Origin of the sequence: Bradyrhizobium sp. KB893862 SZCCT0404 (genome assembly GCF_018130885.1) — a bacterium.
In the GTDB taxonomy this organism is placed as follows: Bacteria; Pseudomonadota; Alphaproteobacteria; order Rhizobiales; family Xanthobacteraceae; genus Bradyrhizobium; species Bradyrhizobium stylosanthis.
The window spans coordinates 1-1179 of the sequence record NZ_JAFCLT010000025.1; the positions used below are offsets into that span (position 1 = coordinate 1).

The 1179-nt window shown below is 61.4% G+C and carries 2 protein-coding genes; one reads left to right on the top strand and one right to left on the bottom strand.

Annotated features, from left to right (window positions below; all coding sequences use genetic code 11):
- The coding region (locus JQ617_RS39840; RefSeq protein WP_212031127.1) for a hypothetical protein at nucleotides 1-227 on the top strand (227 nt) is incomplete at its 5' end.
- 78 nt (nucleotides 228-305) lie between these two features.
- On the opposite strand, the gene JQ617_RS39845 is transcribed toward JQ617_RS39840, so the two are convergent.
- Nucleotides 306-1179 (bottom strand): IS3-like element ISRj2 family transposase (locus JQ617_RS39845; RefSeq protein WP_212031126.1); only part of this gene is annotated, 874 nt, incomplete at its 5' end.

Below are 1179 nucleotides of genomic sequence, written 5' to 3' on the forward strand. Positions count from 1 at the left end.
GACACGTCGGTCAATACTTCTTCGGAAAGGGTTACGGCCGGACCGTCTTCCTATTCGGGAAGTACAAGGGCACGTTCAAGACCCACGCTGAGTGTCAAGCTTTCATTGATGGCGTGACCGCTGTCATCGATGACAACCGCGGGTCGCGCAGCGAGGCGAAGAGCTGGCCCCGGTTGTTTGGACAGCGCCCCGCTGGATTTAAGTGGATTCCTGCCGGGTTATGCTGAACGCGGGGCTTTACGGTTTTGTCGTTGCGTCGGGAGGGCGTAGCCCGACCAGAGCGACGACAAAATCGTCGGCGACGGTCATGCGGCCATCACCATAGCTTGCGTGCCGAAGTAAGCCTCGTCGGGCGTGCGCCCGTCAAGGCTCGAGTGAGGGCGTCCCTGATTGTAGAAGGCCAGATACTTGGCAATTGACGCTCGCGCCTCGGACACGCTGTCGTAGGCGCGGAGATAAACTTCTTCGTATTTGACCGTGCGCCAGAGCCGCTCGACAAACACGTTGTCGCGCCAGGCGCCCTTGCCGTCCATGCTGATGGCGATCTTCGCGTCCAGCAGCACATCGGTGAACTCGAGGCTGGTGAACTGGCTGCCCTGATCCGTGTTGAAAATCTCGGGCCTGCCGTGCTTCGCCAACGCCTCCTGGACCGCTTCGACGCAGAAGGCCGCCTCCATTGTGATCGAGACGCGATGGGCCAGGACCCGTCGGCTGAACACATCGACGACCGCCGCGAGATAGACGAAGCCACGCCGCATCGGAATGTAGGTGATGTCCATTGCCCACGCATGGTCGGGCCGCTCGATCTTCAATCCGCGCAACAGGTACGGGTAGATCTTGTGACCCGGAGCCGGCTTGCTCGTGTTCGGGCGACGATAGACCGCCTCGATCCCCATGCGCTTCATCAGCGTCGCGATGTGGCGGCGACCGGCGTATACGCCCTCCCGCCGCAGCAACGATCGCAGCATACGCGCTCCCGCGAAGGGATAATCGAGATGCAGCTCATCGAGCCGACGCATCAAGGCAAGGTCCTCGGCCGAAACTGGCCGAGGTTCATAGTAGACCGTGCTGCGAGCCAGCTTCAGGACCTTCGCCTGGCGCACGATAGAAAGATCATGACCGCGGTCGATCATCGCTTTGCGCTCAGCAGGCCCGCCTTGGTGAGCGCGCCGGACAAAA